22 protein-coding genes and 2 pseudogenes are annotated in these 26,030 nt (G+C 72.4%); 6 read left to right on the plus strand and 18 right to left on the minus strand.

Going from position 1 to position 26,030, the window contains the following annotated elements; genetic code table 11:
* The first annotated feature begins 105 nt into the window (after positions 1–105).
* Positions 106–843: a FadR/GntR family transcriptional regulator gene (locus tag BLR33_RS23170; RefSeq protein ID WP_218136682.1), complete on the plus strand. Its 738-nt coding sequence runs from the start codon at positions 106–108 to the stop codon at positions 841–843.
* Positions 844–1,088: 245 nt separating this feature from the next.
* On the opposite strand, the gene argF is transcribed toward BLR33_RS23170, so the two are convergent.
* The 9 genes from argF to BLR33_RS23220 form a co-directional block, all read right to left on the minus strand.
* Complete coding sequence (argF, locus tag BLR33_RS23175) at positions 1,089–2,087, minus strand: ornithine carbamoyltransferase (RefSeq protein WP_093786481.1); 999 nt, start codon at positions 2,085–2,087, stop codon at positions 1,089–1,091.
* 73 nt (positions 2,088–2,160) lie between these two features.
* Positions 2,161–3,384, minus strand: a complete 1,224-nt coding sequence (locus BLR33_RS23180; protein WP_093786482.1) for an arginine deiminase — start codon at positions 3,382–3,384, stop codon at positions 2,161–2,163.
* A gap of 86 nt (positions 3,385–3,470) precedes the next feature.
* Positions 3,471–6,542, minus strand: coding sequence for a polynucleotide kinase-phosphatase (locus BLR33_RS23185; RefSeq protein WP_245771602.1), 3,072 nt, complete (start codon positions 6,540–6,542; stop codon positions 3,471–3,473).
* Positions 6,539–8,125, minus strand: a complete 1,587-nt coding sequence (locus BLR33_RS23190) for a 3' terminal RNA ribose 2'-O-methyltransferase Hen1 (protein WP_093786483.1) — start codon at positions 8,123–8,125, stop codon at positions 6,539–6,541. The genes BLR33_RS23185 and BLR33_RS23190 overlap by 4 nt, the downstream gene beginning before the upstream one ends.
* 254 nt (positions 8,126–8,379) lie before the next feature.
* On the minus strand, positions 8,380–9,327 hold the full coding sequence (mmuM, locus tag BLR33_RS23200) for a homocysteine S-methyltransferase (protein ID WP_245771603.1): 948 nt from the start codon (positions 9,325–9,327) through the stop codon (positions 8,380–8,382).
* A 325-nt stretch (positions 9,328–9,652) separates the two neighbouring features.
* On the minus strand, positions 9,653–10,573 hold the full coding sequence (locus tag BLR33_RS23205) for an LLM class F420-dependent oxidoreductase (RefSeq protein WP_093786485.1): 921 nt from the start codon (positions 10,571–10,573) through the stop codon (positions 9,653–9,655).
* 25 nt (positions 10,574–10,598) lie between these two features.
* Entirely contained in the window at positions 10,599–11,051 is a 453-nt protein-coding gene (locus BLR33_RS23210) for a DUF6099 family protein (protein WP_093786486.1), read from the minus strand.
* A gap of 133 nt (positions 11,052–11,184) precedes the next feature.
* The gene (locus BLR33_RS23215; protein ID WP_093786487.1) at positions 11,185–11,526 is read right to left on the minus strand and encodes a nucleotide pyrophosphohydrolase; all 342 of its coding nucleotides are present in this window, start codon (positions 11,524–11,526) and stop codon (positions 11,185–11,187) included.
* Entirely contained in the window at positions 11,523–13,142 is a 1,620-nt protein-coding gene (locus BLR33_RS23220) for an AAA family ATPase (protein WP_407639713.1), read from the minus strand. Before BLR33_RS23220 ends, BLR33_RS23215 begins: the two co-directional genes overlap by 4 nt.
* Before the next feature lie 256 nt (positions 13,143–13,398).
* Here BLR33_RS23220 and BLR33_RS23225 point away from each other — a divergent pair, with 256 nt between their 5' ends.
* Together BLR33_RS23225 and BLR33_RS23230 are read left to right on the plus strand one after the other, a co-directional pair.
* Positions 13,399–13,956: a DUF1697 domain-containing protein gene (locus BLR33_RS23225; protein ID WP_245771604.1), complete on the plus strand. Its 558-nt coding sequence runs from the start codon at positions 13,399–13,401 to the stop codon at positions 13,954–13,956.
* 122 nt (positions 13,957–14,078) lie between these two features.
* Positions 14,079–15,155, plus strand: coding sequence for a class I mannose-6-phosphate isomerase (locus BLR33_RS23230; protein WP_218136683.1), 1,077 nt, complete (start codon positions 14,079–14,081; stop codon positions 15,153–15,155).
* A 599-nt stretch (positions 15,156–15,754) separates the two neighbouring features.
* Here BLR33_RS23230 and BLR33_RS23235 read toward each other — a convergent pair.
* The 3 genes from BLR33_RS23235 to BLR33_RS23245 all read right to left on the minus strand — a co-directional run bounded on the left by BLR33_RS23235 (position 15,755) and on the right by BLR33_RS23245 (position 18,487).
* Complete coding sequence (locus tag BLR33_RS23235) at positions 15,755–16,438, minus strand: NADPH-dependent F420 reductase (RefSeq protein ID WP_093786489.1); 684 nt, start codon at positions 16,436–16,438, stop codon at positions 15,755–15,757.
* Positions 16,439–16,568: 130 nt separating this feature from the next.
* On the minus strand, positions 16,569–17,270 hold the full coding sequence (locus BLR33_RS23240) for an HAD family hydrolase (RefSeq protein ID WP_245771605.1): 702 nt from the start codon (positions 17,268–17,270) through the stop codon (positions 16,569–16,571).
* A gap of 281 nt (positions 17,271–17,551) precedes the next feature.
* On the minus strand, positions 17,552–18,487 hold the full coding sequence (locus BLR33_RS23245; protein ID WP_093786490.1) for a ScbA/BarX family gamma-butyrolactone biosynthesis protein: 936 nt from the start codon (positions 18,485–18,487) through the stop codon (positions 17,552–17,554).
* A 115-nt stretch (positions 18,488–18,602) separates the two neighbouring features.
* On the opposite strand from BLR33_RS23245, the gene BLR33_RS23250 reads away from it, so the two are divergent.
* Positions 18,603–19,259 carry a ScbR family autoregulator-binding transcription factor gene (locus BLR33_RS23250; RefSeq protein ID WP_093786491.1) on the plus strand — a complete coding sequence of 219 codons (657 nt, stop codon included), beginning with the start codon at positions 18,603–18,605 and terminating at the stop codon, positions 19,257–19,259.
* 168 nt (positions 19,260–19,427) lie between these two features.
* Here BLR33_RS23250 and BLR33_RS23255 read toward each other — a convergent pair whose 3' ends face one another.
* The gene (locus BLR33_RS23255) at positions 19,428–19,949 is read right to left on the minus strand and encodes a methylated-DNA--[protein]-cysteine S-methyltransferase (RefSeq protein ID WP_093786492.1); all 522 of its coding nucleotides are present in this window, start codon (positions 19,947–19,949) and stop codon (positions 19,428–19,430) included.
* Positions 19,950–20,492: 543 nt separating this feature from the next.
* Between BLR33_RS23255 and BLR33_RS23260 the strand changes: the two genes are divergently transcribed.
* Positions 20,493–21,098 carry a dihydrofolate reductase family protein gene (locus BLR33_RS23260; RefSeq protein WP_093786493.1) on the plus strand — a complete coding sequence of 202 codons (606 nt, stop codon included), beginning with the start codon at positions 20,493–20,495 and terminating at the stop codon, positions 21,096–21,098.
* Between the two features lie 76 nt (positions 21,099–21,174).
* Here BLR33_RS23260 and BLR33_RS37175 read toward each other — a convergent pair.
* The 3 genes and pseudogenes from BLR33_RS37175 to BLR33_RS23275 all read right to left on the minus strand — a co-directional run.
* Positions 21,175–21,285, minus strand: a pseudogene (locus BLR33_RS37175) (IS5/IS1182 family transposase); the annotation flags it as partial.
* A 218-nt stretch (positions 21,286–21,503) separates the two neighbouring features.
* On the minus strand, positions 21,504–22,202 hold the full coding sequence (locus BLR33_RS36250) for a WD40 repeat domain-containing protein (protein WP_245771606.1): 699 nt from the start codon (positions 22,200–22,202) through the stop codon (positions 21,504–21,506).
* A gap of 685 nt (positions 22,203–22,887) precedes the next feature.
* Positions 22,888–23,376 (minus strand): hypothetical protein, encoded by a 489-nt coding sequence (locus BLR33_RS23275; RefSeq protein ID WP_093786495.1) that lies wholly within the window; start codon positions 23,374–23,376, stop codon positions 22,888–22,890.
* A gap of 7 nt (positions 23,377–23,383) precedes the next feature.
* On the opposite strand from BLR33_RS23275, the pseudogene BLR33_RS36255 reads away from it, so the two are divergent.
* Positions 23,384–23,518 (plus strand): annotated as a pseudogene (locus BLR33_RS36255) (transposase); the annotation flags it as partial.
* 291 nt (positions 23,519–23,809) lie between these two features.
* Here BLR33_RS36255 and BLR33_RS23285 read toward each other — a convergent pair.
* A complete protein-coding gene (locus tag BLR33_RS23285) occupies positions 23,810–24,823 on the minus strand; it encodes an alpha/beta hydrolase (RefSeq protein WP_093786496.1) in 1,014 nt (337 codons plus the stop codon).
* Between the two features lie 313 nt (positions 24,824–25,136).
* Positions 25,137–25,922, minus strand: coding sequence for an SDR family oxidoreductase (locus tag BLR33_RS23290; RefSeq protein WP_093786497.1), 786 nt, complete (start codon positions 25,920–25,922; stop codon positions 25,137–25,139).
* Positions 25,923–26,030 lie beyond the last annotated feature (108 nt).

Below are 26,030 nucleotides of genomic sequence, written 5' to 3' on the forward strand. Positions count from 1 at the left end.
GTGCGCAATGGACGACTACTCGTCCATTGGACTGCCCAGCATGGTGGCGCCGGGCGAGTGGGGCCGTCAAGACCGCGGGCGGAGCGGCGTGGGTACGATTCCGCCGTGGCCACCGGTGAGTCGCGCGTGCGGCGGCCGGCCGACGCGGTGTTCCGGCCGGTCCGCGGGGGCAACGCGTTCGAGGAGACCGTCGAGCGCATCCTGCAGGCGGTCAAGCTCGGCATCTACGCGCACGGCGAGCGGCTGCCGGCCGAGCGGGACCTGTCCGCGCGGCTCGGCGTCAGCCGCGACACGCTGCGCGAGGCCGTGCGCTCGCTCCAGCGCGAGGGTTACGTGGAGTCGCGCCGCGGCCGCTACGGCGGCACGTTCGTCACCTACCGGGAGCCGCAGCCGGGGGTGGGCCGGCTGCGGCGGGCCGCGCGGGACCTGGGCGCGGGGCTGGAAGACGCGCTGGTGCACCGGATGGTGCTGGAGACGGGCGCGGCAGAGGTTGCCGCGGGGCGTGTGCTCGACGAGGCCGGGCGGGCGCACCTGAGCGGGCGGCTCGCGGACCTGGAGGCGGCGACCCCGGGCGAGTACCGGCAACTCGACTCGCGCTTCCACCTGGCCGTGGCGGAGCTGACGGGGTCGCCGACGCTGGTGGCGGGGGTGGCCGAGGCCCGGATGCGGCTGAACGACCTGCTCAACGCGATCCCGGTGCTCGACCGCAACATCGAGCACTCCGCGGCCCAGCACCGGGCGATGGCGCAGGCGATCCTGGCGGGTGATCCGGAGGGGGCGCGGCGGGCGACGCGGGAGCACCTGGAAGCGACGGCGGCGCTGCTGCGGGCTTTCCTGGGGTGAGGCCCCGTCGGGGGTGACTGCCCGGGGTGGCTGCCCGGGGTGGCTGCCCGGTTGAGGCCCTGCCCGGGGTGACTGTCCGGGCGACGCCCTGTCCGAGGTGGCTGTCCAGGGTGGCTGTCCGGGGTGAGGCCCGCTGGGCGGAGATGTCGGGTGCGGTGCGGGCCTCCGGGTCCGGCGGCGGCGCCAGAGGCCCGGCGCCGCGGTGTCCTGCGGCTTTCGGCTCGGCGCCGCGGTGCCCCTGCCGCTCAGGCCAGCGTGCTGACCAGGACCGCCTTGATCGTGTGCATCCGGTTCTCGGCCTGGTCGAAGACGACCGAGCGCTCGGACTCGAAGACCTCGTCGGAGACCTCCAGGTGGTCCAGCCCGTGGCGGGCGTGGATCTCCCGGCCGACGGCGGTGCCGAGGTCGTGGAAGGCGGGCAGGCAGTGCAGGAAGGTGGCCTGCGGGTTGCCGGTGGCGCGCATCACCTCGGCGGTGACGGCGTACGGCTTGAGCAGGGTGATCCGCTCGTCCCACACCTCCTTGGGCTCGCCCATGGAGACCCACACGTCGGTGTGCACGTGGTCGGCGCCGCGCACCCCTTCCTCGACGTCCTCGGTGAGGGTGATCCGCGCGCCGGTGCGGGCCGCCAGCTCGCGGGCCTGCCCGACGACGTCGGTGTGCGGCCACATCGCGCGAGGGGCGGCGATCCGCACGTCCATGCCGAGCAGGGCGCCGGTGACGAGCAGGGAGTTGCCCATGTTGTAGCGGGCGTCGCCGAGGTAGGCGTAGGAGATCTCGGCGAGCGGCTTGGGGTTGTGCTCGGTCATGGTGAGCACGTCGGCGAGCATCTGCGTGGGGTGCCACTCGTCGGTGAGACCGTTCCAGACGGGCACGCCCGCGTAGGCGGCCAGCTCCTCCACGACGGCCTGGCCGTGGCCGCGGTACTGGATGCCGTCGAACATCCGGCCGAGCACGCGGGCGGTGTCCTTGATCGACTCCTTGTGGCCGATCTGCGAGCCGGAGGGGTCGAGGTAGGTGGTGGAGGCGCCCTGGTCGGCGGCGGCGACCTCGAAGGCGGAGCGGGTACGCGTGGAGGTCTTCTCGAAGACCAGGGCGATGTTCCGGCCGCGCAGCCGCTGCTGCTCGGTGCCCGCCTTCTTGGCCGACTTCAGCTCCGCGGCGAACTCCACGAGGTGGCGGAACTCCTCGGGCGTGAAGTCCAGCTCCTTGAGGAAGTGCCGGCCCTTGAGGTCGACGGGCATGCGGGGGCTCCTAGGTCGGGCGGGCGGAACGGTGGAACTCTATACGATGAATAGCATTCTTATACAGCCCCTCTCAGACGGGGTCCCGCTCGATCGGGCAGCTCATGCAGCGCGGTCCGCCGCGGCCGCGGCCCAGCTCGCTGCCGGGGATCTCGATCACCTCGATGCCGCGCTTGCGCAGGTAGGTGTTGGTGGTGGCGTTGCGCTCGTAGGCCAGCACCATGCCGGGCTCGACCGCGAGCACGTTGCACCCGTCGTCCCACTGCTCGCGCTCGGCGGCGTGCACGTCCTGGGTGGCGGTGAGCACGGTGACGGTGTCCAGGCCGAGCGCGGCGGCGATGGCCCGGTGCATGTGCTCGGGCGGGTGGTCGGTGACCTTCAGCTCGCCCGCCTCGCCACCGGGCTCGATCGTGTACGAGCGCAGCATGCCCAGGCCCGCGTACTGGGTGAAGGTGTCGCCGTCGACCATCGTCATCACCGTGTCCAGGTGCATGAAGGCGCGGCCCTTGGGCATGTCGAGGGCGACGATGGTGCGGGCCGAGCCGGTGGTGAACATCCGCCGGGCCAGCATCTCCACGGCCTGCGGGGTGGTGCGCTCGCTCATGCCGATGAGCACGGCGCCGCGGCCGAGCACCAGCACGTCGCCGCCCTCGATCGTGGACGGATAGGCGCTCTGGCCCTCGGACCACACGTGGAAGCCGCCGCCGGCGAAGAGCGGGTGGTGCCGGTAGATCGCCTCGAAGTGCACGGTCTCGCGCTGCCGGGCGGGCCAACGCATCGCGTTGATGCTCACCCCGTCGTAGACCCAGGCGGAGGTGTCGCGGGTGAACAGGTGGTTGGGCAGCGGGTTGAGCAGGAAGTCGTCCAGGTCCATGGCGTGGAAGAGGACGGAGACCGGCTCGGCGAAGCGGGCCAGGAACTCGCGCTTGGTCATGCCGCCGACGAGTGCCTCGGCCAGGTCGGCGGCGGGCATGCCCTCGAACGCCTCGCGCAGCGGGTCGGTGGCCAGCGGGCCGTACTGCTTCTCGTCGAAGACGCGGTCGAGCACCAGGTTCCGGGCGGCGGGCAGTTCCAGGGACTCGCGCAACAGGTCGCCGAAGAGGTGCACCTCGACACCGCGGTCGCGCAGGACGTCGGCGAACCCGTCGTGCTCGGCGCGGGCGCGGCGCACCCAGAGCAGGTCGTCGAAGAGGAGGGCGTCCTTGTTCGTGGGGGTCAGGCGCTTCAGTTCGAGGTCGGGGCGGTGCAGGATGACGCTGCGCAGCCGCCCGGCCTCGGAGTCGACGTGGAATCCCATGGAGCAGACCTTCCCCGTTTTCCCGCCGCCGCCACGCACGGGGGCGAAGCGGCGGCGGGGCGGCGGGGTGTGGGGCCCGCGCGGGCTCACAGACGGGGGTCGACCGGCTCCGACTCCAGGGCGAGGACCGCGAAGACGGCCTCGTGGACGCGCCAGAGCGGCTCGCCGGCGGCCAGCCGGTCCAGCGCTTCCAAGCCGAGGGCGTACTCGCGCAGGGCGAGCGAGCGCTTGTGGGTCAGCGCCCGGTGCCGCAGCCGCTCCAGGTGCTCGGGGCGGGTGTACTCGGGACCGTAGATGATCCGCAGGTACTCCCGGCCGCGGCACTTCACGCCCGGCTGTACCAGCCGGCCGCTCCCGGTGCGGACGATCGCGCCCAGCGGCTTGACCACCATGCCCTCTCCCCCGGAGGCGGTCAGCTCCAGCCACCAGCGGATGCCGGCGGCCACCGACTCCTCGTCGCCGGTGTCGACCATGAGCCGGCGGGTGCCCTGGAGCAGCCCGCTGCCGTCCGCGCCGACCATGCGGTCGATGAGGGCGAGCTGCTCGTCGTGCGGGAGGGCGGCGAGGCTGCGGCCCTGGACGGCGAGCAGCTGGAAGGGTGCGAGGCAGACCCCCTCCAGCCCGTCGGTGCTCCAGCAGTAGCGCCGGTAGGCGTCGGTGAACGCGCTTGCGTCCGCGGCCCGTTCGCGCTGCCTGGCGAGCAGGCCGGAGACCTCGGTGCCGCGGGCGGCCGCCGCCTCCAGTGCCGCCAGCGCGGGCGGGAACGCGGCGCCGGCCGCCGCGCCCACCGCCGCGTACTGGGTGCGCAGCAGGCCGGACGCCTTCAGCGACCAGGGCAGCAGTTCGGCGTCGAGCAGCAGCCAGTCGGTGTCCAGCTCCGCCCACAGCCCGGCGGCGGTGACGGCGTCGCGTATCCGGGCGAGCACCTGCTCGGTGGTGGCGGGGTCGTCGAAGAAGGGGCGCCCGGTGCGGGTGTGCAGCGTCCCGGTGACGCCGGCCGAGGCGCCGAAGCGCTCCCGGGCCGCGTCCTCGTCGCGGCAGACCAGGGCGACCGCGCGCGAACCCATGTGCTTCTCCTCGCACACGACCTGCGCGACGCCGTCCTCCCGGTACGCGGCGAACGCCTCGGCCGGGTGCTCCAGGTACCCCTCCTGGCGGGAGGTGGCGCACGGCGACATGGTCGGCGGCAGGTAGGCGAGCAGCCGCGGGTCCACCGCGAAGCGGGACATCACCTCCAGTGCCGCGGCCGCGTTCTCCTCGCGTACGGTGAGCCGGCCCATCCGCGTGGTCTCCACGGAGCGGCGGCCCGCGACGTCGGCCAGGTCCAGCGGGCGGCCGTCGGTGCCGCCGGGCACCTGCGTCGTCAGCGGCTTGACCGGCTCGTACCAGACCCGCTCGGCGGGGACGTCCACGATCTCCCGCTCGGGCCAGCGCAGCGCGGTCATCCGGCCGCCGAAGACGGCGCCGGTGTCCAGGCACAGGGTGTTGTTGATCCACGAGGCGGTGGGTACGGGGGTGTGGCCGTAGACCACGGCGGCGCTGCCGCGGTAGTCATCGGCCCACGGGTAGCGCACGGGCAGCCCGAACTCGTCGGTCTCGCCGGTGGTCTCGCCGTAGAGCGCGTGCGAGCGGACCCGGCCGGAGGTGCGGCCGTGGTACTTCTCGGGCAGCCCGGCGTGGCACACCACGAGCCGGCCGCCGTCCAGCACGTAGTGGCTGACCAGGCCGCCGATGAAGTCCGCGACCTGCTGGCGGAACCGCGGGTCCCGCTCGTCCTCGCGCGCCAGCTGCTCGACGGTCTCCGCCAGGCCGTGTGTCATCTGCACCTTGCGGCCCTTGAGATGGCGGGCGAGCTTGTTCTCGTGGTTGCCCGGCACGCACAGCGCGGTGCCGGCCGCGACCATGCCCATCACCCGGCGCAGCACGCCGGGGCTGTCGGGGCCGCGGTCGACCAGGTCGCCGAGGAACACCGCGGTACGGCCGGCCGGGTGCACGCCGTCCTCGTACCCGAGCTTGGCGAGCAGCGCCTCCAGCTCCGCGCTGCACCCGTGGACGTCGCCGATGATGTCGAACGGCCCTGTCAGGTGCGTCAGGTCGTTGTACCGGCGCTCGGTGACGACCGTGGCGGCGTCAACCTCCGCGGTGCCGCGCAGCACGTGTACCTTGCGGAACCCCTCGCGTTCCAGGCCGCGCAGTGAACGCCGCAGCTCGCGCTGGTGCCGCTGCACCACGTGCGGCGGCATGCCGGCCCGGTCGGGGCGGGCCGCGTTGCGCTCCAGGCAGACCTGCTCCGGGACGTCGAGCACGATGGCGATCGGCAGCACGTCATGCTCGCGCGCCAGGTCGACCAACTGGCGGCGGGCCTCCTTCTGCACGCTCGTGGCGTCGATCACCGTCCGCCGCCCGGCCGCCAGCCGCTTGCCGGCGATGTAGTGCAGCACGTCGAAGGCGTCCCGGGTGGCGCTCTGGTCGTTCTCGTCGTCACTGACCAGCCCCCGGCAGAAGTCCGACGAGATGACCTCCGTCGGCTTGAAGTGCCGCGCGGCGAACGTCGACTTGCCCGACCCCGTCGCCCCGATCAGCACCACCAGCGAAAGATCCGTAACAGCCAGCTCCCGCGCTACGGCGGTGGTGCCGAGTGCGTGCGCGGGCGCGGGTGCAGACGCGGTGGCGGGCGCGGATGCAGACGCGGTCACGGCTTCGGGTGCGGGCGCAGACGCGGTGGCTGGCTCGGTGGCAGGCGTGGTCACGGGCTCGGACGGGGACTCGGCGGCAGGTGCGGTGGCGCGCCCGACCTCGGTCCCAGCGGCGGGCGCCGGCATCGTGGCGGCATCGATCCCAGGTGCGAGCACGGGCTCGGATGCAGACGCGGGTACGGCCCCGGGCTCGGCGGCAGACGGGGCCACGGTGGCGAGCCCAGGCTCCGTCGCAGCGGCGGGCACCGGGGCGGGCGCGGGTGCTTGCACGGACTCGGCGGCAGGCGTGGTCGCGGGCTCGGGTGCGGGCGCAGACGCGGCCGTGGGCTCGGGTGCGGGCGCAGACGCGGCCGTGGGCTCGGGTGCGGGCGCAGACGCGGCCGTGGGCTCGGTGGCGGGCGCGGGCACGTCGGCGGTGCCCTGGGCGCGCTCGGCGCTCGGGTCCCTGCGGTGCTCGGTCATGCGACGGCCTCCTTGCCACTGGTCTCTGTCGTGTACGTACTGTCCTGAGCACCCAGGGTGCCCGGGCTGTCGGGTCGGCCCGAACTTCCAGGCTCGGCTGCGGCGTTGGGCTCGCTCTGGGCGCGGGCCCGGCCGCCGTCGGCGGTACGGGTGAAGACCGCCATCTGGGTGGGCGGCCCCACCTCGGGGTCGTCCGGACCCACGGGGGCGAACCGCACGGCGTATCCGTGCCTGTCCGCCACCGCCCGGGCCCACTCGGCGAACTGCGCCCGCGCCCACTCGAAACGGTGGTCCGCGTGCCGAACGTGCCCCGCGGGCAGCGACTCCCAGCGCACGTTGTACTCCGCGTTCGGCGTCGTCACGACCACCGTCCCCGGCCGCGCCGAGCCGAACACCGCGTACTCCAGTGCCGGCAGCCGCGGAAGGTCCAGGTGCTCGATGACCTCGCTGAGCACCGCCGCGTCGTACCCCTTGAGCCGGCTGTCGGTGTAAGCCAGCGAGCCCTGCACCAGGCCCACCCGCCCGGCCTGCCGCTCGCCCATCCGGTCCAGCCGCAGCCGGCGCGCGGCGATGTCCAGCGCCCGCATCGACACGTCCACCCCGAGGATCTCGGTGAACCGCACCTCCTTCAGCATCGCCGCCACCAACTGTCCCTGGCCGCACCCCAGGTCGAGCACCCGAGCCACGCCCGCCGCCCGCAGCTCGGCCAGGATCGCCTCCCTGCGCTGCACGGCCAGAGGCGCCGGCCGCTCGGCCACCTCCTCCGGTACCTCCTCCTCCACCGCGTTGTCGATCTGCTCCACCCCGATGTCGTCGGCATCGGCCAGCCGCGCCAGCTCCAGCCGCTCCATCGCCTCCCGGGTCAGCGACCAGCGCCGCGACAGGTAGCGGGTGGTGATCAGCTTCTGCTCCGGGTGCAGGGCCAGCCACCCCTCACCGAACCGCAGCAACTTGTCCACCTCGTCCGCCGACACCCAGTAGTGCTTGGCGTCGTCCAGCACCGGCAGCAGCACGTACAGGTGCCGCAGTGCCTCGGCGAGCCGCACCTCGCCCTCAAGCACCAGGCCCACGTACCGCGACTGCCCCCACTCGGGGAACCGCTCGTCCAGCGCCACCGCGCTCGCCTCGACCCGCCAGCCCAGCGGCTCGAACAACCGGCGCACCAGTTCCGCTCCGCCCCGCGCGGGCAGCACGGGCACCTCGATCCGCAACGGCATCGGCGCCGCCGCCCGCTCGGGGTGCGAGCGGCACTCACCGCGCATCGCCGTCGAGAACACCGTCCGCAACGCCACCGCCAGCAGCGACGAAGCCGCGTACGGCCGGTCGTTGACGAACTGCGCCAGCGCCGCATCGGGCGCCCCGCCGCGCCCCTTGCCCTTCCCGCGCCGCACCAGCGCGGGCGGATCGACCTCCAGCAGCAGCGCGGCCGTGGTCCGCTCGGCCGTCGCCTCGGGGTAGAACACGTGCGCCTCGCCGTAGGCGGTCGAGAACGGCTGCGCCTTGCCAGGATGCTTGTGCAGCAGGAACCCCAGGTCGGTGGCCGGGACTTCGGTGCTGCCGGTGGTGGTGATCGTCAGGAACACGTCGCCGAGTATCCAGCTCCGCCCCTGCCGACCGACACCGGTTTATCCCCGTACCTCGCCCACCCCACTCCGGCAGCGGTGCCAGCTCCCAGAACGGCACCCCGGTACGCCCAGTCCCGAACCGCGCACCCCATCGCACCCAGCAGCCAGCAGCCAGCAGCCAGCAGCCAGCACCCAGCACCCAGCACCCAGCACCCAGCACCCAGCACCCAGTGTGAACGGTCCCGTGGTTGCGAGTTCGCGCCGGCTCGCCCTCAGGCGTTCTTCCGCAGCGCGGCTGCGATCCCGGCGATCCCCGCGGGCCCCACCCGGCAGCACCCGCCGACCAGCCGAGCACCGGACTCCCGCCAGTCGGCGACCGACTCCGGATCGAAGGCAGCGTCGCCCGCCCACCGCCCCGCCTGCGCATCCCACCGCTCCCCGCTGTTCGGATAGGCCACCACCGCCTTGCCACTCACCTCCTTCGCCAGCCGTACCGCTTCTGCCGCATCGCCCGGGGCGCAGCAGTTCACGCCGACGGCCACCACCTCGTCCCGCCCCGCGGCCAGGGCGAAGGCGTCCTCCAACGGCTGCCCCGCGCGGGTCCGCCGCCCCTCGATCGTGTACGACAGCCACACCGGAAGTCCCGTGCCCTCGGCCGCCGCCAGCATCGCCTCGGCCTCGTCCACATCCGGCACCGTCTCCAGTGCCAGCACATCCGGCCCTGCTTCCGCCAGCGCCTCGATCCGCAGGCGGTGAAACCGAGCCAACTCCCGCACGCTCAGCCCGTACCGCCCCCGGTACTCGCTGCCGTCCGCGAGCATCGCCCCGTACGGCCCCACCGAGGCGGCCACCCACACCTCGGGCCGGCCACCGCCCGGGTCCACACCCCGAGCCGAAGCCGGGCTCGGAGCCGGAGACCGGGACTGAGCCGAATCCGCACGAGGAGCTGACCAAGCATCCGCGGCCTCCCGGGCCAGCTCCACACTCCGCCGCAACAGCCCCGCCGCCTCCGCCCGGCCCACTCCGCGCCGTGCGAACCCCTCGAACGTCGCCTGGTAGCTGGCCGTCGTCAGCACCTGGGCGCCCGCCCGGAGGTACGCAGTGTGCGCCGCGCGGATCTGCTCGGGCTCCTCCGCGAGGAGACGAGCCGTCCACAGCGGGTCGGCGAGGTCGCATCCCTGGTCTGCGAGCTGGTTCGACAACCCGCCGTCCAGCACCACGACCTCCCCGGCCCCGAGCCGCTGCCGAAGCCCACGGAACCCGTACGCACGGCCCGCACCCTCCGCGCCGCCCGAGCCGTCCGCACTGCCCGCGCCCTGCGGACCACCCGGACCTGCCGAGTCATCCGAGCCGCCGAGGCAGCCCGAGGCACCCGGACCACTCGCGCCGGCCCGGATGTTCGTGCGGCCGGAACCGCCGTGGGCACCGGAGTCCCCCGGGCCGTGCGAGCCGAACGAACCCTCCGCCGGGACAGGTTCGCCCCGCCCCGTGGCGGCTTCGGCTCCGCCCGCGGCCCCCGCCGGCCCCGGCAGCGTCATCGGACTCTCACCCCACCTGCGGCTTGACCTGCGCGGCGATCAGCTCCAGGTGCTCCAGGTCGCTGAGGTCCAGCACCTGGAGGTAGAAGCGGGTGGAACCCTGCTCGGCATACCGCCCGATCTTGTCGACGACCTCGGCCGGCGAGCCCGCGAGCCCGTTGGCCTTCAGCTCCTCGACGTCCCGGCCGATCGCCGCGGCCCGGCGGGCGACCTCGGCGTCGTCCTTGCCCACGGCGACGACCAGCGCGTTGGAGTAGACCAGTTCGTCGGTCCGGCCGGCGGCCTTCGCCGCTGCCCGCACCCGCTCGATCTGGCGGCCGGTGTCCTCCACCGAGGCGAAGGGCACGTTGAACTCCGCCGCGTAGCGCGCCGCCAGCTCCGGGGTGCGCTTGGCACCCATCCCACCCACGAGCACCGGCACCGGGGACTGCGCCGGCTTGGGCAGCGCGGGAGAGTCCTTCAGCTGGTAGTACGTCCCGTCGAAGTCGAAGGTCTCGCCGATTGGGGTGTTCCACAGGCCGGTGATGACGGCCAGCTGCTCCTCGAGCCGGTCGAACTTCTCCTTCGGGAACGGGATGCCGTACGCGGTGTGCTCCGCCTCGTACCACCCCGCGCCGAGCCCGAACTCGACGCGCCCGCCCGACATCCGGTCGACCTGTGCCACCTGGATGGCCAGGACGCCCGGCAGGCGGAAGGTGCCCGCGGTCATCAGGGTGCCGAGCCTGATACGGCTGGTCTCCCGCGCGAGGCCGGCCAGGGTGATCCACGCGTCCGTGGGTCCGGGCAGCCCGTCGCCGTCCCCCATGACCAGGTAGTGGTCGGAGCGGAAGAAGGCGTCGAACCCGAGGTCCTCGGTGGCCTTGGCGACGGCCAGCAGCGTGTCGTAGCTCGCCCCTTGCTGGGGCTCGGTGAAGATGCGTAGATCCATTCCTCCATCCTGCACCAGCCGCCTTTCATCCCGCGTCCACCCGCGCCAGCTCCCGCAGCCGGTCCTTCGCCTCGTCCACGGCGTCCATCGCCTCGACGCAGCTCCAGTACGCCTGCTCGTCGGCGGCGGACCCGATGAGGTCGACCACGGCGAGCCCGATCTCGCCGAGGAGGACCCGCAGGGCCCGCAGGGTGCCGTCGGGATCGCGCACCGTCGTCAGCCGGGCGGCACGTCGCCCGCCCGCGGCCGAAGGCACGGTCCCAGGACCCGCCCCCGAGCGGCGCGCCTCGTCCGGGTAACCGTCCTCCGGATGTCCCGGCGGACCCGACCCCGCGACGCGCGTCGCCCGTTCGTCGAGCAGCCGCACGACCGCTTCCGTCAACTCGTACGCCTGCCATGCCTCGGCGACGATCTCTTCCGGACGCAGGTCGGAACCCATCGCCCGCTCTGCCTGCGCCACCAGCCGTGCCGCGTCCATCGTCCGTACCTCCCGTTGTGTGGGCGGCGGCTCCGTACCGCTGCCCGATGTCACACAGCGTGACAGAACACAAGGGGTCGGACGACAGAAAATTCGATATCTGTGGACAACTGCTCGATTGTGGATAACTCCGTCATCCGGCCGAGCTATCCGGCCGGGGGAAGCGCAGCTCGTTGCGGTCGATCTTGGCTGCGAGCGCGTCGAGCACGTCGATGCCGAGGGTGTCGCAGAACTGCAGCAGGTAGGCGAGGACATCGGCGACCTCGTCCCGCACGCGGTGCGCGCTGTCGGCCTCGTCCATCACCGCGGCGGACTGCTCCGGCGTCAACCACTGGAAGATCTCCAGGAGTTCGGACGCCTCCACGCTGAGCGCGGCCGCGAGGTTCTTGGGCGTGTGGAAGGGCTGCCAGCGCCGGGCGGCGGCGAAGTCCACCAGGCGCTGCTGGAGCGCGGCGAGATCCTGTCGTTCGGTCACCCGCTCTGGTCTACCTCATCCTCCCAGCGTGCGGCATCGATCCGGCGCTCCTCGCCAGGGCCTGCGGACGGACCCGCGGCCGGAACGGCCGAAGACCCCGGGTCCGAGCCCGCGTTCGGACCCGCAGCGGCGACGGGACCCGCGCCCGCCTCCGCACTGACCTCGGCACCGACCTTGGCACCGACACCCGAACCAGCCGCCGCGTCGGCACCCGCTCCGGTCGCCGCCACGGCTTCGTCGATCGGAGCCTTCCCGCCCGCGCGATCCGCGCCGGCAGCGGTGCCCTCTGCTCCCGCGCTGCCGCCCGCCCCAGCGCGGCCACCGCTCTCTTCCGCGTCCGCCGAAGCCGTCTCTCCCGCCGGCGCCATCGCGGCCTCGCTCGCCGCCCCGTCCTCGCCCGCTCCCCCGGGCTCCTTCGCAGCCGCCGCCTCCTCCGCCCCCACGACCGTCAGCGACACCCCCTCCAGATCGTCCGCGCACGACGGGTCCTGGACGGTCGCCAGCAGCCGGATGTGGCCGCGGGAAGCCGCGAGCCCCGCCAGCCGCAGCAACTCCCGCGCCTGGCGGCGGTCCACGCCGAGGTCGAGCCCGTCGGCGACGACGGTCAGCACCTGTCCGGCCGGCAGCAACTCGGTGCTGGTGTCGACATCGAGCACGCCCGGCCCGGTGAGCAGGACCAGCGCGAGGGCCAGGAAGCGCAGTTCGCCGTCGCCGAGCCGGTCGATAGGGACCATGCCGAGATCGCCACGGTCGACGGCGGCGATCACACCGTCGACCGTCGGCCCGCCGCGGCTGCCCGCGACGCGCGCCGCCGGGACCGTGGTCAGCCGCTCGACGGGACCGCTGCAGACGTCCCGCACCGCTTTGACCAGCATGCCGTGCCGGATGCCGCACTCCCCCTCGGTCCTGGCCAGCACCGCCGAGAGGTTGTCGCAGGCGCTGCGCAGCCGCCCGTCACCGAGCCGGACCGGCGCCCGCATCGTCTCGGGCCGGGGGGCGATCGGGAACACCCCGCGCAGCGCGACCACCATCTGCTCGGCGGCGGCCAGCACCAGGCGCTGGCCCTCAGTTCGGCCGGCGACGCGCAGCGGCAGCAGCGACGTGGCGAGCCGGCTGTCCGGCAGCGGGGCGCGGGTGACGGCCACCACGCCCGCGGTGTGCCAAGCCGCCTGCACCGTACGGCGGGTGGGGTCCCGCAGGGCGGTGGTCAGCAAGGTCTCGCCCACACCGGTGAGCCGCTCGCCGACGATCCGCAGCGACGGCTCGACCTGTACGGCCAGGTCGAGGCGGAGCGGGCCGAGCGGACCGGTCGCCGTGCAGCCGATCCGGAAGCCGCGGCGGCCCTCCCCGTCGGGCTGCGCCCCCTGCGGGATGCACGCGGCCGCGCCGCCGCGCACCACCGACTTGGCGCCGCCCGCGCCGAAGACCTCCGGCAGCTCCGCGCCCGCCGCGAGCCGGCCCAGGACCGCGAGCGCTTCGAGGACGCTCGACTTCCCGGTTCCGCTCGCTCCGGTGAGGAGAGTGATCGGATCGAGTGCGAAATTGGCGCCTCGATGCGACTTGAAGGCGGAAAGGCGGAGTTCGGTGACGATCGGCCGGGGCTGGCTGCTGCTCATGGGCGGGAACGTAGCCACCGGGAAACCCGCCGAACCGTTCCATCGCGCTTTTCGTCATCCGATCGAGGGACATTCGGCTTAACCCGCATGGAATCCGGAAAGCAAACGGTCAGCGGATCGGAACCGTGCGTGCCCGAATCACCCGGCGCCCGACCGCACTCCAACACCCCGCGTCCCCACGGCCGTACGGCACTCCCCGCGTGCCGCGCGACCGCCGAACGCGCCGACCACGATGTCCACCGCTAGTTTTACGGAGGTGACGAACGCCGACACATCCACCGTCCACGTCGCGCTGCTGCGCGGCATCAACGTCGGGGGCCGGGCCAAGGTCCCCATGGCGACACTGCGCGGACTGCTCACCGCGATGGGCGGCACCGCGGTACGCACGCACCTGCAGAGCGGCAACGCCGTCTTCAGCCATCGAGAGGAGGACACCCGGCGCCTGGGCGCCGAACTGGAGCAGCGCATCGCCGACGAGTTGGGGCTGACCATCACCTGCCTGGTCCGGACGGGGCAGGACCTGCGGCGGGTGGTGACCGCCAACCCCTTCCCGATGGAGGGTGTCGACGGCTCGCGGTTCCTGGTCGTCTTCCTGTCGGGGCCCGCGCCCCTCGACAAGCTGGCGACCCTGGACCCGGCCGCGTACGCCCCGGACGAGTTCCGGCCCGGTGAGCGGGAGATCTACGCCCACTTCCCGGACTCCATCCGCAACTCCAAGCTGGCCGCCCGGTTCACCGACCGCTGGCTCGGCATGACGGCGACGGCCCGGAACTGGAACACGGTCACCCGGCTGCTGGCCATGTGCGAGGAATGACACCGCCGGGGAACGACACCGCAGGTGCCGGACCGAACGTCGCCGCCGTGGGAAGATCACCACGTCAGCGTCGAGGTACGCCTGAAGTACCGCGCAACTGCCGCCCCGAGGAAGTGTTTCCCATGTCCCAGGCCATGTCCGGCGAGCAGCCCGGTGGGGCAGCCTCCGCTCCCCTGCGGCTGCCGGCCAACTTCGTGCCGCGGTTCTACCGGGGCGGGTCCCGGCTCGGCCCGTTCCGCAGGATCGCGACCGGCCCGTACGACGGGGAGGACTGGGTCGGGTCGACCACGCAGGCCCTCGGCGCTCCCGAGGGGCTGGGGCCGAGCCGGCTCGCCGACGGCAGGCTGCTGGCCGAGGCGGTCGCGGCCGACCCGGAGGGCTTCCTCGGGCCCGACCACGTGGCGGCCTTCGGCACCAGCACCGAACTGCTGGTGAAGCTGCTCGACCCCGACGAGCGGCTGGCCGTCCACTACCACCCCGACCAGGAGTTCGCGCGGATCCACCTGGGCTGCGCGCACGGCAAGACCGAGGCGTGGGTGGTGCTGGACGCCCCAGCGGACGGCGCGGTGCACCTGGGCTTCCGCGAGGAGGTCTCCGCCGAGGCGCTGGCGGCGCTGTCGCAGGCGCAGGACAGCGTGGCGATGCTGGCGGCACTGAACCGGGTCCCGGTGCAGGCGGGGGACGCGATTCTGGTGCCGGCCGGGGTGCCGCACGCGGTGGGCGCGGGTGTGTTCGCGGTGGAGTTGCAGGAGCCCACCGACTGGTCGCTGATGCTGGAGCACGCGGGACTCGACCTCGGCGAGGGCGGCGAGTGGCACCTGGGTCTCGGCCCGGACATGGCGCTCGCGGCTGTGGACCGCAGTGGCTGGACACCGGAGCGGCTGGCCGAGTTGCGGCTGCCGGCGCCGCTGCCGCTGGCTCCGGGTGTGGCCAGGCTGCTGCCCGAGCGGGCCGATCCGTTCTTCCGGGCGGAGTCGGTGTCGGCCGGGGCGCTGCTGGCGGCGGCGTTCTCGGTGCTGGTGTGCGTGGACGGCGAGTTGGCGCTCGTGGACGAGGCAGGCGGGCGCACGGTGATGACGGCAGGCGAGAGCGTGCTGCTGCCCTACCGGTACGGGCGGTGCGCGCTGGAAGGTTCGGGCCGCGCCGTACGCTGCCTGCCACCGCCCACGGACAGTGCGGCAGTCACGGGGGCGCGCTGAGCACCGCGCCTGTTGACCGCCCACGGAGGGCGCGGCAACCACGGGGCCACGCTGAACCATGCGGCTGTCGGCCACCCGCGCAGAGTGCCACAACCGCAGGGCGCGCTGAGCCCTGCAGCTGCCAACCAGGCACGGATGCTGCGGCAGCCACGGGAGCCCGCTGAGCGCCGCGACTGTCGGCCACCCACGAAGATCGCCGCAACCGCAGGGGTGCACTGACCGCCGCGGCTGCCAGCCCGGCACGCAGAGAGCGGCAACCACGGGCCCGCTGAGCAGCGGCTGGCGGCCGCCGCGAAGGGCACGGCAGCGACGGGACCGCGCGGAAGCGGCGCCGCCGGCCGTGCGCGAGGGCGCGATAGCCGAGGCCCGCGCCTCCGCGCCCGCATGTGGGGCATCCACGGGCCCGGCAACCGCGGCTGCCCCCCGATGTCAGATGGCGCCCCGGCAACCCGCCCGGTGCCGGTTTGCCGCCCCGGGCGGCAGCTCACCCCGGGCTCGGCCCCGCCTTCGACACTCCCGGGCCCGGCCAGCAGGCCGCGGGGGGCTGTGGGTCGGGCGCCGGGGTGACCGGGTGAGCAGGGGCCGGGAGGGCGCGCGGGTCAGCGCTTGGCGGCGACCAGGGCCGCGCTGACCTCGGCGATCGAGGCGCTCGCGGGGGGCTGGGTGGCGAACTGGTCGTCCTTGGTCTCGGTGTAGGGGCGGCCGTAGACGGGGGTGCCCGGCTGGAAGCGCCAGCTCTCGGCGAGGGGGCCGACGTCGACGACGTCGTAGCCGAGCCGGGAGAGCAGGTCGGCGGCCTGCTTCTTGGCGTCCTCGTCGTCGCCCGCGATGGGCAGGGCCGTGCGGTCGGGGGCGCCGACCGGCCGCGGGAGGGCGGCGAGGTCCTTGTAGAAGATGTTGTTGAACGCCTTGACGACGTGCGCGCCCGGCAGGTGCCGCTGGAGCAGTTCGCTCTCCACCGCCTCGCCCGACTCCAGCTCCGGAACGGTGCCGTCGCGGTCCGGGTAGTAGTTGCCGGTGTCGATGACGGTCTTGCCGACGAGCGGTTCGCGCGGCACCGAGGTCCGGGCGTGGTAGGGGATCGTCACCACGACCCAGTCGCCGGCGGCGGCCGCCTCCTCGGGCGTGGCCGCGCGGGCCCGCGGCCCCAGCTCGGCCACGAGGCCGGAGAGCGTCTCCGGCCCGCGGGAGTTGCTGAGCACCACATCGATGCCGGCGTCCACCGCCAGACGAGCGATGGTGCCGCCGATGTTTCCACTGCCGATGAGTCCGAGAGTAGCCATGCCTGTGCCAACCGTGCCGGCGGGAGGCATGTTTCCGGGGGAGGCAAAAAGTTCCCCCAAGCGGCGGCAGCCTGGGGCGCGGAGCCGGGGAGGCAGGCCGGTGGTCGCGCCCGCGGGCGCCGCCGCCTGGTCAGTGCGCCACGGCCTGGGCGACGCGGCGGCCGGTCCACTCGAAGACGTACGGGTCGTCCAGCCGGGCCACCCAGAGGTCGACGCCGACGGCGGCCTCCTCGCCGGGCCAGGGCCCCACGCCCATCACCCGCAGCCCGGCCCGGACGGCCGCGCGGATCCCGGTCCTGGAGTCCTCCACGGCCAGGCTCGCCTCGGGCGCGGCGCCGCACAGCCGGGCGGCGGTGAGGTAGACGTCGGGCGCGGGCTTGGGGCGCACCGCGCTGTCGGGGACCACGATGTGGTCGAAGTACGGCAGCAGCCCGGCGTTGGACAGGCAGGTCTCCACCACGTCGGCCGGGCAGTTGCTGGCGACGGCGAGCGGGGCGAATTTCGCCGCGTTGGCGACCAGTTCGGGCGCCCCCGGCATGGTGCGGGGGTTGGCCGCGACCAGGACCCGGAAGTGGTCGAGCAGCGCGGTGGTCAGCTCGCCGGCCAGGTCGGGGCAGTCGTTCTCGTCGGCCATCATCTGGCCGCACTCGGTGTAGTGCAGGCCCTTGGCCCGCTCGGCGAAGCCCGGCGCGGCCCGCAGGCCGAACTCGCGCAGGGCGGTCTGGCGGGCCTCCTGCCAGTGCCGCTCGGTGTCCATGAGCGTGCCGTCGCAGTCGAAGACGACGGCCTCGGGGGTCCAGGAAAGGAGGGGAGAAAGCGATGGCTGGTTCACGGTCGGTTTCCGTTCGGGAATGCCGGAGAGCACGGGGCAGGAGGCCGGCCGTATTCCTCGGCGGCGTGGAGGACCCGCCCGCCTGGGGAATGCCGCGTCATACCGCGGAAGACACCGGGAATGCCGTGGGAATCCATGCGGCGGCGGGCTCCCGGCGGACGCGGCCCCAGGGCACCGCGGAATTGCGGCGCTTCCGGCGCCGCCGGGAACATAACGATCATTACGTTATGGATGAATGCACGCCGTAGTCAAGCAATTTCGGTATGTCATCCGGCGTGTCGTTACGGAGCCTCGCCGGCGGGGCCGTACCCGAAGACGCCGTAGGCGGTCGGCACGCCGCCCTGCCGGACCCGGAAAACGCAGGTCCGGTGGTGCGGCACGGCCTCCACGCGGGCCGGCGGGTCGTACTCGGTGAAGCGGCTCGCGGCCATCCGCCCCGAGACCGGCCGCAGCAGCGTGCCGCCGCTCGCCTGCGCCGCCGCCTGGCGGGCCGCCTCCAGCAGCACCATGCCGGGCACGTGGTCGCTCACATGGTCGAAGTAGAACGGGTGCCGGGGGTCCGCGGGTTCTATGGCCAGCGCGCCGTCGCGGAAGGCCACCAGCACATCTGCCGGACGGGAGGCGCCCAGCACCCCCAGGTCGGGCCGCTCGGCGGGAGCGGCGACGAAGCTGCCCGCGCCCAGCCGGCGGCCGCGCACGGCGGCGTACCGCTCGTCGGACAGGAAGCGGGCGCCGCCGCGGGCCCGGGCGAAGATCCGGCCGGCCGCGCCGTAGGCGACGTCGAGCCGCAGCGTGGCCAGGCTCCCGTCGGAGCGGCGCCTGGGGTCGGCCGCCTCCACCGTGCACAGCACCTCGGTGCCGCCGTGCCCGGCCTGCGGCTCGCACCCGGGCAGCAGCGCGAAGCGCAGGTCGTCGATGAGCATGTGGGAGTTGGTCGGGACGCCGTACCAGCGCAGCGGCAGGTAGATGCCGAGCTGGCGCAACGTCTCCACGACCAGCAGCGGGCTGTGCAGCCCGGTGCCGTCCACGGGGAAGGTGCTGTGCGAGCGGGGCCAGCAGGCCGCCGCCAGGAAGCGCCCGGGCGGCCCCGGCCGCACGTCGGTCAGCAGCACCTCGGCCACCGAGGTGCGGTGCACCAGCTCGCGCGGCACCGTACGCGACCAGCTCACGCCCGAGTCGCCGTCCGGGGCGGGCGCCTCCCCGGCCACATTCGTCATATGACCAGAGAAACCCCCGCCCGGCGGAACCGCATCCCGATTGCTTCGGCCACGTGACGAACACGTATCGCCCAAGCGCTACATTGCTACCCGTCGGCGACAAGCGGAATGCGGAGTGGACGTGCAGGAACGGGCCGAGGTCACGCGTAGGTTTCTGGTGGAGGCCGCCGCGCAGTTGTTCGAGGAACGCGGATACGCGGGAACGAGTATCAGCGACATCAGCGCCCGGTCCGGCCGTACGAGCGGGGCGATCTACTTCCACTTCGCCAACAAGGAGAAACTCGCGCTCGCCGTGGTGGAGGCGACCTTCGCCACCTGGCCGGAGCTGATCGGCCGGGTCCGGGCGGCGAAGGTCCCGGCCCTGCACAAACTGGTGAGCCTGAGCTTCGCGGTGGCCCGCGCCTTCCGCGACGACGTCGTGGTGCGGGCCGGTTCACGGCTGTGGATGGAGCGCAAGGCGATCGCCGCCCCCGTGCCCGGGCCCTTCGGCGCCTGGATCGAGACGGTGACCGGGCTGCTGCGCGAAGCGGAGGCCGGCGGCGAGCTTGCCCCCGGGGTCGCACCGGAGAAGGCCGCGCTCGCGGTGGTCTACGCCTTCTTCGGCCTGCACACCGTCTCCGACGCGCTCGACGGCCGGGCGCTGATCGAGGAGCGGCTGTGGGATCTGTGGCTGCTGCTGCTCGGCATGCTCCAGGCCGAGCCGGACCCGGCGGGGCTGCTCGCCCTGGCCACGACCGGCCCCCTCACGGACACCGCCCCCGAACCCTCCTGACGGCCCCGCGGCACCGGCCGTACGGCCGGCGTCACGATCCGCGCCACGTCCCCCGCACCGCAGCCCCCGCACAGCCCGCGCCACAGCCTGCCGCGAGTGGCCCACCGACCCCGCTCCGGGCCTGCCGTCAACTCCGGGCACCTCAACACCCGTAAGTACCAGCGGAGTTCACAGCAGCGTCGGCTGCAGCGCCCCCTCGTGCGTCAGAAGCCGCACCTTGCGCTCCACTCCCCCGGCGTATCCCCGCATCGTGCCGTCCGCGCCGATGACGCGGTGACAGGGACGCACCAGCAGAAGGGGATTGGCGCCGATCGCTGCCCCCAGTGCCTGCACCCGCTCGCGCGGCAGCCCCAGTTGTGCGGCCACCGCGCCGTACGTCGTCGTGGTGCCGTAGGGGATCTGCTCCAGCGCCTGCCAGACGCGGCGCTGGAACTCGCTGCCGCCCTCGGTGAACGCGATGTCGAACGCGGTGAGTTCGCCCGCGAAGTACGCCTCCAGCTGGCGCAGCACCTCGGCGAAGGGCGCCGCGTTCCGCCGCCAGCTCGCCGCTACCGCGGGGGCGTTGCGCTGGCCGGGCATCGACAGCGAGGTCAGTGTGAAGCCCTCCCCGGTCTCCTCGCCCACCAGCAGCAGCTCGCCGAGCGGGCTGTCCGTCGTCGTCCACACGGTCGTCGTGGCCGTCGCGGTCATCACGGTCGTCCTTCCCTCGTCCTGTGTCCCACCATCGATTCTGCCGCCCGGCGACGGCATGGGCTGGCGGGATTCGGACGTCGCACAGGGCCCCTCGGCAGCTCCCGGGACCGCCATGGGCGCCCGGCGGAAAACCCGTTCACGACAGCGCTGCGCCCTCCCCGACAAGCCCGTACGTGGACCCCGAGCCCCCGATCTCAGGAAGCCTTGGCGGCCGGCACCAGGATCGCCACGCACTCCATCTGGTGGGTGAAGGAATGACGTCACAGGGAGCGCTGGCAGGAGAACCCGCAGGTCAGCACCCTCTTCGTAGCTCTGCGCAGGGCCTCGTACCCGCCCGGAGCGTCAAATGAGCGTCAAGGTCGACGCAGGCCGGCCCATGAGCCGGCCCGGGAGTGTCGGGCGAGAGAGCCCCGCCGCGGTCAACGCTGACGATGGCCGATCTCTTGACCGTGACTGACGGCCCGAGTGCCGAGTCCTGGCCGCTGCGCCGATGAGTTTCCGGCGGCCGAGCGGTCTGCCGGTCGAGGAAAGGAGCGCACCATGCGCAAGATCATCGTTTGCACGTTCCTAACCCTGGACGGCGTCATGCAGGCCCCGGGAGGTCCGGACGAGGACGCCGAGAGCGGCTTCGCGCACGGCGGCTGGCAGAAGCCGGTGTCCGACGACGAGGTGGGCACGGCCATCGCCGGCTGGTACGAGCACTCCGACGCTATGCTGCTCGGCCGCAAGACGTACGAGATCTTCGCGTCGTACTGGCCGACCGCCGACCCCGGCAACCCGTTCACCGAACGGATGAACAGCATGCACAAATACGTGGCGTCCCGGACCCTGACATCCGTCGAGTGGCGGAACTCCACGCTGCTGGAGGGCGACACCGCCGAGGCCGTGCGCAGGCTCAAGGCGTCCGACGGCGGCGACATCAACGTCGTGGGCAGCGGCGACCTCGCCCAGACGCTCATGCGGCACGACCTCGTCGACGAGTACCGGCTGACCGTCCACCCGGTGATCATCGGCACCGGCAAACGCCTGTTCGCCGACGGAGCGATCCCCACCGCGCTGGAGCCCGTCAACGTCTCGACGACGAAGAGCGGCACCGTCCTCGCCGTCTACCGGCCCCACGGCAAACCCGGCTACGACAGCTACTAGGTTCCGTCCGGCGGATCTTCGTGCGGACCCACCGCGCTACCGTGGTTCGCCGGCTCGGCCGGCCCCGCACAGGTTACGGACGGCATCCGCCCTCTCCGGCCAAGTGGATCTTGGAGGTCAGGCCGCGCCGGGTCGCGAGTGGCCGGTTGCGCGCCGTCGGGTTGGGCCGGAGAGCGGGGCTGGGCGGTTAGGTCCTGTGGCAGGGGCCGGAAGGCGTGGGCGTAGACGCGGTCGAGTTTCCTATTTTGCGCCATATGATGCGGCGCACGGCCGCGATCACGTCGACGACACCGCGCGGGCCGACCACGGCCAGGACGATCAGCGGCGGCGAGCCGCACCATCGCAACGGGCAGGTCCTGATCCGGGACGTCCCCCTTCGTCCACGGCACATACACCCCGTCCGAGTCAGCGGGACGGCCGTCGGTGCCGGGCCGGGGTGACAACGGAACTCAGTCCGAACTCGTGGTGGGCATCGGCTATGCCGAAGGTGACCCGGGGGTTGAGCGGGAATTCGCAGACGATCGGCTCGATGCCGTCGTAGTCGAGGACCGTCCACAGGCCGCCGTTGTCATCGAACAGGGGCTCGGTCAGGTCGTAAACGTCGCCTGTCGCCGGGTCGGTCCAGTGCGTCGGGGTTTCGTCGGCGTATTGTTCGGGTGGGTTGGGTCCGATGCGGTTGTGTTCGTCCAGGTCCCATACCCGCACGTGGTCCGAGTAGATGGCAGCGAGTACGGTCGGGCGGCCGTGGAGGGTACCGCAGGCCAGCGATGAGATGAAGGTGTCGCGGCCGTCGAACAGCGGCGGTCCGACGGGATGGCCGGTGCGTGGGTCCCACCACCGCACGTCCTTGCCGCCGGTGACTGCGAACGGGCGCCCGCCGACGGTGGTGAACGCGACCGCCCGGATGTCTCCACCGGGATCGTCCAGAGGGCGGGCGGTCGGCGGGGACGCTTCAAGGTCCCACAGCAGCACGGTGTCCCCGTCGCTGGAGATGGCGACGGACCGTCGGCCGACCCGGCCCCAGGCCACGCTGCTTACGGCCTTGGTGTGACCGGTGAGTGGGCGTCCGATCGGCTGGCGATACCGGAGGTCCCACAGTCTCACGGTCGTGTCGTCTCCCGCGGTGAGAGCGATCGGGGTTCCACGGAGGCTTCCGCAGGCCACGGCCCAGATCATGGATGTATCGCCGGTCAGGGGTTCGCCCCACCTGCTCGCCGGCGAGCAGGTCAACGATCCGGACGGTTTTGTCGTATCCGCCGGTGACGGCCAGCAACCGGCCGTCCACATGGGTACAGGCCACGTCCCGGAGCCCGTGACCAAAGTTCTTGTCCGGCGGGTAGAAGGGCAGGACCACGTGACGGATCATCCGGCGATCGTCCAGGTCCCACACTCGTACGTCGCCTCCCGCCACGACCGCGACAGACCGCCCCTCCAAGAACGCGTGGACAACACTGGTGAAGGGGTGATCACCCTCCACGGTGATCGGGTTGCCGACCTCCTGATGGTCCGCCATGTCCCACACCCTGAGCGAGGAACCATCCCACGCACACGTGAGCGCCACGGGCCGCCCGCCCACCAGGCCACACGCCACCGCATGAACGCCGCCGGCGGACAGGGGCGGCACGACCTGCGGACCGAAATGCATCGGTAACGGCTGTCCAGGGCGCTGGTGCTGTTGAGGGTGCGACATTGATGTCTCCTCTCCGGACGGCTGTGGGAGCTGGGAACCTCCCTGGGAAGAGGATCTCCTGGCGGGCCCGCCGAGCCAACCGGCCTCACCGCGGGCCGATCAGGTTCCGTCCGGCGGATATTTGTAACTGTCCGATGATGGGATCGTTGTTCTGGTCGTGGGGCGGCCGGCATGCACGCCGGCTCCCGGAAACGGGCGGGGCCAGTCCAGGCGGGTTACCGCGAACTCGTCGAACACCAGGCGCGGTTCGGCCTCGACCGGGCGCGGCACGTAGCCGTCGCCGCGGCCGGTGTCGACCGCGGCCCCGACCAGGTACTCAAGCTGCTCGTGGGTGACAGCGGACCAGCGCGGGCCGTACGGCCCGTAACCGCCGGCGCCGGCGAACACCACCCGCTGCAGGCGGCTGTCCTGCCCGGACCCTTCGGGCCACAGCTGCCGCTCCACCCACAGCGGCGGTACCTCCTGGTCCGGGCAGTACCGCTTCCGCACCGCGCCCGCGTACCGCTCCGCGGCGTTCATCAGCCCCGTCCCCTCCCCGGCGACCTGCGTCACCACCGCGACCGGCCGGACCCCGGGAGCGGTGAACAACTGCAGCCTGCAGGATCCTCTGGTCCTGGACAACTACGTCACCCACAAGACCCCGGCCGTCAAGTCCTGGCTACTGGCGCACCCGCGCTTCCACCTGCACTTCACCCCGACCGGCTCGTCCTGGCTGAACCTGGTCGAGCGGTAGTTCGCCGAGCTGGCGAACAAGCAGATACGGCGAGACGTCCACAAGTCCGTCCCAGCCGTGGAGGGCGACATCCGCCAGTGGATCGCCACCTGGAACACCGACCCCAGGCCCTACATCTGGACCAAGACCGCAGAGGACATCCTCGAACGCCTCGCCGGAGCAACATCGAGCGGAACACTGCGATCGCCTGTTACGTACGCCGGCACAACGCCCGAGCGAGCCGAGGGCCGACTTCGCGTCCGACCCACCGATCCGGAACCGGACCGATTACCCGGCCGAGGTTGCGTGTCAGACCGAGAGCTGACGGCGCAGCCATGCCACTCGGGCGGCAATGGCGTCCTGCGAAATCACGGCCTGAGGGGCCACGACGTCGAACCCGTGGAACCCGCCGGGCCAGACGTGCAGCTCGAGGCGGCCGCCCGCCTGCCATATGCGGCTCGCGTAGGCGACGTCCTCGTCGCGGAACGTCTCGGCCGACCCGACGTCGATGAACGTGGGCGGCAGGCCGGAGAGGTCCGCCGTTCGGGAAGGCGCAGCGTAGGGGGACACGTCCGGTCCTCCGCGAACGCCCTCGCCGAGGAGCGCGTTCCACCCGGTCTCGTTCGAGGAGCTGTCCCAGATGCCGACGCCGCGCATCTGCTGAGCAGAGGGCGAGTCGTTGCAGTCATCAAGCATCGGCGACAGGAGCAGCTGGGCCAGGACTGCCGGGCCGTTGCGGTCGCGTGCCATCAAGGTGACGCCTGCCGCGAGGCCACCGCCGGCGCTCGCGCCGCCGACGACGATGCGTTCAAGGTCGATGTTGAGCTCGTGGGCGTGATCCGACACCCACACCAGGCCCGCGTAGCAATCCTCGACGGGGCCCGGGTGGGGAGTCTCGGGTGCGAGCCGGTACTCGACCGAGACCACGGCCATGCCCATCGGCTCGGCCAGATTCAGTATTTCGACCAGGCCGAACCGGTTGTCTCCGACCATCATGCCGCCGCCGTGGATGTGGTAAACCGTCGGGGTCGGGGTCGTCGCGTGCTTCGGGAGACAGATCAGCAGCGAGATATCCGGTTCCCCCTCCGGCCCTGGCACCGCCCGCTCCTCCACGCTGTAGGTGCCACCGCGCGAGAGGACCCCGTCGGTCGGGGTCTCCACCCCGGGGACGGGCTTGCGCATCTCAGCGATGTTGTCCAAACGGTAGGCGTCGGGGGAGCGCAGGCCGGTCAGGATGTCAACCACGGGAGCGAGCTCTGGGTCGAAGGGCGGGGGCGGTCCGACCGGTTGGGCGGATGACCGGTCCGTGATGTGCGTCGTCATGCGTATTCCTTGCGGTAGTCAACTGGGTGTCTGCCTGCTCAGGTCACGGGGGCATCGCTACATGTCACGTAGCCGATGCGGCCCGGCATCTGGTGGGCCGGCCTGAGGGTTCGCAAACCGGTGACGCGCAACCGATCTGGAGAGGCGCGGCGCGATCTCGACGGCCGGACGACCGCCGGAAGCGCGACGACGGCGTCGTCGACGCGCATCCCGGCACTGCCGAGCGGCGTCTGGAGAATCCTCTCCGCGAAGGAGGGGGTTCCGCCGTCGGATCGAGCTGTTCGCGAGTGGGTACTCGGAGCCGGTGCCCGGCTCAGACGGTCGGGACGGTGCCGCCGTCGATCACGTACTCGGCTCCTACGATGGCCGAGGCGCGGTCCGAGACAAGGAAGCCGACCAGGTCCGCAACCTCTTCCGTCGTTGCGAACCTTCCGAGTGGAACCCCTCCGAGGGAATCCATCACGCTCTGCTTCGCCTCCTCGCGGGTCAGTCCGTTGCCCTCGGCGAGCTGGTCGATGAAGCCCTCATACGCTCCGGTCTGAATCCCCCCGGGGCTGAGGGCGTTCACTCGCACTCCTCGTGGCGCCAGTTCGTTCGCAAGACCCTTGCTGTACGTACGCAACGCACCCTTCGCTGACGCGTACGGCAACGTCGCGTCGTGCAGCGGCATCTGACGCTGGATCGACGTGACGTGGACAACTGCTCCTGATCCGGCCTCCACCATTGCCGGCAGCAGCGCTCGATCCAGTCGGACAGCTCCCAAGAAGTTCAGGTTGAGTTCCGCCAGCCAGTGCGCCTCAGTCGCTGCCGCGAACCCGCCAGGTGGGGTTGACGACCCTCCGACAACGTGCACCAGGATGTCCAGCGCACCTCCCTCAGAGATCTTGGACACCACAACCTCTGCACCACCCACCGTGGAAGTGTCCGCCTCGATGAATCGGTCGGGGCGCTCGTAGCCGCCGGGCATAGTGCGTGCCGTGGTCCACACGTCGGCACCCATCTCTCGCAGTCTCTCCACGACGGCCTTGCCCGAGCCCTTCGAACCGCCCGTGACCAGCGCCCTGCGACCGTCGAGACGATCGCGATCTGTACCGGACATTTTTCTCTCCACTGAAGATCGAGGTGGTGCGGATTCGGTCAGGCCGGATGGTTGGCGATGACGAGTTCGGCGATGCCGTCGTCCTGCAGCGCGAAACGGTAGTCAAGC

This window comes from Actinacidiphila guanduensis, from assembly GCF_900103985.1.
In the GTDB taxonomy this organism is placed as follows: domain Bacteria; phylum Actinomycetota; class Actinomycetes; order Streptomycetales; family Streptomycetaceae; genus Actinacidiphila; species Actinacidiphila guanduensis.

Excerpts from the sequence above, each read along its gene's own strand:
- argF (WP_093786481.1), bottom strand. The coding sequence starts at position 2,087 with ATGCCCGTCGACCTCAAGGGCCGGCACTTCCTCAAGGAGCTGGACTTC.
- BLR33_RS23180 (WP_093786482.1), bottom strand. The coding sequence starts at position 3,384 with ATGGGATTCCACGTCGACTCCGAGGCCGGGCGGCTGCGCAGCGTCATC.
- BLR33_RS23185 (WP_245771602.1), bottom strand. The coding sequence starts at position 6,542 with ATGACCGAGCACCGCAGGGACCCGAGCGCCGAGCGCGCCCAGGGCACC.
- BLR33_RS23205 (WP_093786485.1), bottom strand. The coding sequence starts at position 10,573 with ATGGATCTACGCATCTTCACCGAGCCCCAGCAAGGGGCGAGCTACGAC.
- BLR33_RS23210 (WP_093786486.1), bottom strand. The coding sequence starts at position 11,051 with ATGGACGCGGCACGGCTGGTGGCGCAGGCAGAGCGGGCGATGGGTTCC.
- BLR33_RS23220 (WP_407639713.1), bottom strand. The coding sequence starts at position 13,142 with ATGAGCAGCAGCCAGCCCCGGCCGATCGTCACCGAACTCCGCCTTTCC.
- BLR33_RS23230 (WP_218136683.1), top strand. The coding sequence starts at position 14,079 with ATGTCCCAGGCCATGTCCGGCGAGCAGCCCGGTGGGGCAGCCTCCGCT.
- BLR33_RS23235 (WP_093786489.1), bottom strand. The coding sequence starts at position 16,438 with ATGGCTACTCTCGGACTCATCGGCAGTGGAAACATCGGCGGCACCATC.
- BLR33_RS23245 (WP_093786490.1), bottom strand. The coding sequence starts at position 18,487 with ATGACGAATGTGGCCGGGGAGGCGCCCGCCCCGGACGGCGACTCGGGC.
- BLR33_RS23255 (WP_093786492.1), bottom strand. The coding sequence starts at position 19,949 with ATGACCGCGACGGCCACGACGACCGTGTGGACGACGACGGACAGCCCG.
- BLR33_RS23260 (WP_093786493.1), top strand. The coding sequence starts at position 20,493 with ATGCGCAAGATCATCGTTTGCACGTTCCTAACCCTGGACGGCGTCATG.
- BLR33_RS23285 (WP_093786496.1), bottom strand. The coding sequence starts at position 24,823 with ATGACGACGCACATCACGGACCGGTCATCCGCCCAACCGGTCGGACCG.
- BLR33_RS23290 (WP_093786497.1), bottom strand. The coding sequence starts at position 25,922 with ATGTCCGGTACAGATCGCGATCGTCTCGACGGTCGCAGGGCGCTGGTC.